This window comes from Pseudomonas hunanensis (assembly GCF_013393325.1).
Lineage (GTDB): Bacteria > Pseudomonadota > Gammaproteobacteria > Pseudomonadales > Pseudomonadaceae > Aquipseudomonas > Aquipseudomonas putida_P.
The window spans coordinates 1-5550 of record NZ_QJRC01000085.1 but is presented as its reverse complement, the minus strand read 5'-3'; the positions used below and the strand labels follow the sequence as shown (position 1 = coordinate 5550).

Annotated in this window: 3 protein-coding genes and 5 tRNA genes; 3 read left to right on the top strand and 5 right to left on the bottom strand. The window is 62.3% G+C overall.

All coding sequences use genetic code 11. The features are described 5' to 3' along the window. The first annotated feature begins 148 nt into the window (after nt 1-148). Both DM807_RS12330 and DM807_RS12325 read left to right on the top strand, forming a co-directional pair. Nucleotides 149-2674: a fimbria/pilus outer membrane usher protein gene (locus DM807_RS12330; RefSeq protein ID WP_060494483.1), complete on the top strand. Its 2526-nt coding sequence runs from the start codon at nt 149-151 to the stop codon at nt 2672-2674. Then, nucleotides 2671-3753, top strand: coding sequence for a fimbrial protein (locus DM807_RS12325; protein WP_012271130.1), 1083 nt, complete (start codon nt 2671-2673; stop codon nt 3751-3753). The genes DM807_RS12330 and DM807_RS12325 overlap by 4 nt, the downstream gene beginning before the upstream one ends. A gap of 108 nt (nt 3754-3861) precedes the next feature. On the opposite strand, the gene DM807_RS12320 is transcribed toward DM807_RS12325, so the two are convergent. The 5 genes from DM807_RS12320 to DM807_RS12300 form a co-directional block, all read right to left on the bottom strand. Next, nucleotides 3862-3937, bottom strand: a tRNA-Gly gene (locus DM807_RS12320). Between the two features lie 84 nt (nt 3938-4021). Next, a tRNA-Gly gene (locus DM807_RS12315) sits at nt 4022-4097 on the bottom strand. A 3-nt stretch (nt 4098-4100) separates the two neighbouring features. Next, nucleotides 4101-4176: transfer RNA gene (locus DM807_RS12310), tRNA-Glu, on the bottom strand. Between the two features lie 91 nt (nt 4177-4267). Beyond that, a tRNA-Gly gene (locus DM807_RS12305) sits at nt 4268-4343 on the bottom strand. A 2-nt stretch (nt 4344-4345) separates the two neighbouring features. Continuing rightward, a tRNA-Glu gene (locus DM807_RS12300) sits at nt 4346-4421 on the bottom strand. 333 nt (nt 4422-4754) lie between these two features. Between DM807_RS12300 and DM807_RS12295 the strand changes: the two genes are divergently transcribed. Beyond that, entirely contained in the window at nt 4755-5522 is a 768-nt protein-coding gene (locus DM807_RS12295) for a hypothetical protein (protein WP_179027418.1), read from the top strand. Nucleotides 5523-5550: the final 28 nt, after the last annotated feature.

Sequence of the window (5550 nt, the reverse complement as noted above, 5' to 3'; positions counted from 1 at the left end):
CCCAGACTAGCCCTACAGTCCTCCCCCAACTTTCTCCTTATCTTTCCGCCCCACCAAGCGACCGCCTCATTCCAACCCCAAACGCCTCGCTTGTCACCGCCAGCACCGCCTAACCGCCGCGCTCCAATGTCCAAACCAGGCACCTGTCATGCTCAAGCCCTTCAAACACCAGCAGGCGCTGTCACGCCTGCGCTTTTCCACCCTTCCCGCTCTCAGCGCAAGCCTGCTGAGCATGCCGGCCCTGGCCGCCCCCGCCGACCTGCAGTTCGAGCCCGGCTTCATTCGCCAAAGCCCAGGCCAACCCGCCGATGCCGGCGCCCTCGCGCTGCGTGCCCTGGCCGAGCAGCGCCCACTCGCCGCCGGCCGCTACAGCCTGGAGCTGTACCTGAACCTCAGCCCCTTGGGCAAACGGGACATCACCCTCGACGACAGCCGCGATGGGCAAACCCTGGCGCCATGCCTGAGTGCCGATCTGCTGGATGAAATCGGTGTGCGCGAACAACACCTGGGCGCCAGGCAACCCGGCGATGAAGGCCACTGTATCGACCTGCCCACGCAACTGGCCGGCGCCAGTGCCGACCTGGATGCGGGCAAGTTGCGCCTGAACCTGTCGATACCACAGTCCTACCTGCGCCGCGATACCAGCGGCGCCATTGCCGAGCACCACTGGGACGAAGGCATAAACGCCGCCTTCGTCAATTACCAGGCCTCGGCCCAGCACAGCAACCGCCGCGGTAACGGCACCCACAACAGCCATGACCTGTACCTGAACAGCGGCGTCAACCTGTACGGCTGGCGTCTGCGCAGCCAGCAGGCGCTGCGCGAAAACCGGCAGGGCGAGCTGCGCTGGACGCGCACCAATACCTATGCCCAACGCGACCTGCCGGCACGCTGGGGTACCCTCACCCTCGGCGAAACCTTTACTCAAGGCGAGGTGTTCCGCAGCTTGCCGTTCAAAGGCGTGAAACTGGCCTCCGACACCGAGATGCTGCCAGACGCCATGCAAAATTACGCCCCCGTGTTGCGCGGCGTGGCGCAAACCTACGCCAAGCTTGAGGTGCTGCAGAACGGTTACCCACTCTATTCCACCTTCGTCGCCCCTGGCCCATACGAAATCGACGACCTGGCCGTGGGCGCCAGCAGCGGTGAGCTGGAAGTGGTTCTGACCGAAGCCGATGGCCAGGTGCGCAACTTCATCCAACCCTACTCCACCCTGGGCAACCTCATGCGCGCAGGCGTGTGGCGCTACGACCTGGCCCTGGGCCGCTACCACGGCGCATACGAGGCCGACACCCCCGCGTTGTGGCAAGGCACGCTGGCCCGCGGTATGGGGTGGGAAAGCACGCTGTACGCTGGCGTGCTCGGGGGTGACTACTACCGCGCCGCCACCCTCGGCCTTGCGCGCGACTTCGGGGCGTTTGGCGCGCTATCGCTGGACGCCACCCAGGCCACCAGCGACCTTGGCCCAGCACTGGGCCAAGTGCAAGGCAACAGTTTTTCGGCCCGCTACGGCAAGGCCTTCGACAGCGGAACCAACCTGCGCTTCGCCGGCTATCGCTATTCCACTGTCGGCTACCGCGACTATGACGAGGTGGTGCAGCAACGCAACGCCTCCGATCACTACCTGGGCAACCGCCGCAGCCGGCTGGAAGCCTCGGTGTACCAGCACTTCGGCAGCGCCGGCAGCCTCAGCCTGACCCTGTCGCAGGACGACTACTGGCACAACAGCCTGCAACGGCGCCAGTACCAGGCGCAATACAACACGCAGCTACCGCACAATATCAGCCTCAACCTGTTCGCCTCGCAGTCGCTCAATTCGTCGCGCCACAACGACCGCATCATCGGCCTGAGCCTAAGCCTGCCCCTGGACTTCAAGCACGCCTCCAGCGCGACCTTCGACATGCAGCACAGCGCTGGCAAGCACAGCGAACGCGCCAGCCTCAGTGGCCACTTCGATGACCGGCGCCTGAACTACCGCGCCACGCTGGCCAACGACACCCAGCAAAGTGGCAGCCTGTCGTTGGCCTACCAGGGCAGCCATGCCAACTACGGCATGGGTTACAGCGAGTCCGCCGATTACCGCAACCTATCGCTGAGCAGCAGCGGTGCCCTGCTGGCGCACGGCGGCGGCATGCTGCTGGCGCCGTTCATGGGTGAAACCAATGCCGTGGTGCATGTGCCGGGCATCGAAGGGGTTGGCGTGGGCCAGGCACAACAGGGCAAGACCAACCCTGCGGGCTATGCACTGGCACCGTACATGCGCCCCTATCGGGCCAACCAGCTGGTACTGCAACTGGACCAGCTCGACCCGGAAATCGAAATCGACAACGGCACCACGCAGGTGGTGCCACGCCGCGGCGCCGTGGTGCTCGCCAAGTTCCCGGCGCGCCGGGTCAACCGCCTGGTACTGACCCTGTTGCAAGCAGACGACCGCCCCCTGCCCTTCGGCGCACAGGTCAGCGATGCCCAGGGCCAGGTATTGGCCGTGGTCGGCCAAGGCGGCCAGGCACTGGTCGCCACCCACCTCGAGCAGCAGCAACTGCTGGCCAGGTGGACGGCGGGCAGCGAGCAGCAATGCCGCTTCGATATCACCCCCGCCACCTTGCCGCTTGAACAAGGCTATCGCCTGCAAACCTTGCGCTGCGAAGCTTCTTCCGACTGGAACCGCCAATGAACGCCACCCATCGCCTCACCCTGCTATCCACCTTGCTGCTGGTCAGCCTGCCCTTCATTCACCTGCCGGCTGCCCACGCTGCGTCAGGCTGCGTCATCAACAATGGCCCAGGCCCTGCCACCTTCACGGCAGATTTCCAGAATGTGTGGGTGCCCAGGGACTTGCCGATCGGCGACCAAATCACTCGACTGCGGGTTCCCGTGACCTCCGACCCGGCAAACAGGGCTGTCTCTTGTCACAACAGCTCCGATCGCCTTCTGGAAGCGCAAGCCGACTACACCGCGCCGTTTGCCTACGATGTGCCAGTGCGACTTGGCAGCGGGCGCTTCGCCAATAGCATCATCAGAACCCGGACCCCGGGGGTTGGTGCCGTCATCGAACTGGGCCACCCGTTCAGCGGCGGGGCACCCAATACGTTCAGCTCAAGCACGGGCGACACCTTCCTGCCTTACCGCGGCACCAACATGGCCAGCATGGCCATCCCGATCCTGATCGGTCCGATCAGCATGACCGTCACACTGGTCAAGATCGGGGCCATGGCGCCCGGGCCAGTCTTGCTGGATGAAGAAGTAGCCCGTGGCAGCACCTCAGATCAGCCTGACGCCTTCCGCCTGCGAATCAGCGGCAACCTGAACCAGGCACAGTGCACATTGAAAAGCGATGCGGTCAGTGCCGACCCGGTCGATCTGGGCAGCCATACCGTGGCGGACTTCCCGGGCAGGGGCAGCACCACGACCAGCATGCCGTTCCATATCACCCTGAGTGACTGCGAGGACGACCCCAACTCAAGTACCGCTACGGCCTATATCTACCTGACAGGCACCGATGGCTCGGCCGCCATCGACCCTAAACTGGGCCTGTTCAGCTTGGGCAACGGTTCGACGGCGACCGGTATTGGCATCCAGATAACCGATGACAGTGGTGTTCCCGTGCCATTGGCAGAGCACGTATCGACCAACCAGAGGCTTCAGCTGCCTGTAACCCGCCTGCCTTATCGTGCGCACTTCTACCAGACGAACGATCGGGTGACCCCTGGCGTGGCAAAGGGCGCGCTCGATTTCACCATCAGTTATCGCTGAGTGCAGCCCTGCCCTGCGCGAACGCGATGTTCGCACAGGCGGGGCGCAAAAATCAGGCACGCAAAAACGCAAAAAGGAACCCGAAGGTTCCTTTTTGCGTTACATGTTTGGAGCGGGAAACGAGACTCGAACTCGCGACCCCGACCTTGGCAAGGTCGTGCTCTACCAACTGAGCTATTCCCGCATTGTGAAACTTTACCGCTACGGCGTGAAGCGCCATCAAGACCTTCACCACCACTGCACCGCATAGACGCCACAGTATTTAAACTGGAGCGGGAAACGAGACTCGAACTCGCGACCCCGACCTTGGCAAGGTCGTGCTCTACCAACTGAGCTATTCCCGCAAATGGCGTCCCCTAGGGGACTCGAACCCCTGTTACCGCCGTGAAAGGGCGGTGTCCTAGGCCACTAGACGAAGGGGACACACAACACTTTTCAGTGCACCAGGTTTGAACCTCACGATTCAGCCTGGGTTTTCTTTTCCTGCCCCGCCGTTAAGCGTTGCCGGAGAAACTGGAGCGGGAAACGAGACTCGAACTCGCGACCCCGACCTTGGCAAGGTCGTGCTCTACCAACTGAGCTATTCCCGCATTGGCGTCCCCTAGGGGACTCGAACCCCTGTTACCGCCGTGAAAGGGCGGTGTCCTAGGCCACTAGACGAAGGGGACACGCTACAAGCATTACTGCTTGCTTTCACTCCCTGCCGCGTTTCGCTGTGTGCTTTACGCTGCAAGTGGCGCGCATTCTATGGATGGTTGGTACAGGCGTCAACCCCTTTGTAGAAATTTATTTAAATCAATGACTTCCGGGTATACCCAGCGCTGTTTCAGGCAGCCCACAGGCGTTTGCCGTTGATTTTCTGGCGTCAAGTCAGCATTAATGTGCCAGCATCCAGTCATGGCGCAGTTTGCCGATAGAAAAAGAGAATGGCTGCCTGGGCCTCTCGCGAGCACGCTCGCTCCTACACTCAATAATGCAAACCTATTCATGAGGCATTAACGGTGACACCACTTCTGATCACCCTGCTCATCGTGGCGGGCATCGCGCTGCTGATCGTGATCGGCTACCTCAACAATGTGGTCGAGAACGGCAAGCTGGAACGCGCCCGGACGAAGATCGAACTGGCCGACCGCCTGCGCCGCTGTGGCGAAATCACCGAGACCTTCCCCGGCCAGTTCATGACCCCAGCCCTCAAGCTGCTGCTGACACGCCTGGAGCTGAACCTCAACCAGCGCCTGCTGGCGGTGGACAAGCACAATGCCGAACTCAAGGCGCGCATCGCCGAACTGGAAGGGTTGATTGCCCTGGGCGACAAGATACCGGTGAACAACCCGCCGAACCCGATCCACACTGAGGTCAAGGCAAAGGACGTGCGCTTCTTATTGGAGGCCATGCACAACCAGGTGACCCGTGCGGCCCAGGAAGGCTTCCTGGCCACGCCCGAGGCCAAGCACTGGATCAAGGAAATTCGCCATATCCTGGTGCTGCTGCATATCGAGTTCTTCAACAACCTCGGCCAGCAGGCCCTGCAGAAAGGCCAGCCCGGCCAGGCGCGGCTGGCGTTCGAGCGCGGCGTGCAATACCTGCGCAAGCAACCGGAGCCGAAGGTGTATGAAGAGCAGCTCACGTATCTCGAGAAACTGCTGGCCCGCGCCAACGCCCAGGTGCTCGACCGCATGACCCCGGCCGAGGACGAGCACAACGAATTGACCGACGGGCTCAAGACCGATGAAGAGGAAACCTGGAAGAAGAAGGTGATGTACGACTAAGCCCTGCGCCGTTCCCCTGTAGGAGCGG

What these genes read in the sequence shown, in the direction of transcription:
- DM807_RS12330 (WP_060494483.1), top strand. Translation starts at nt 149, where the DNA reads ATGCTCAAGCCCTTCAAACACCAGCAGGCGCTGTCACGCCTGCGCTTT.
- DM807_RS12325 (WP_012271130.1), top strand. Translation starts at nt 2,671, where the DNA reads ATGAACGCCACCCATCGCCTCACCCTGCTATCCACCTTGCTGCTGGTC.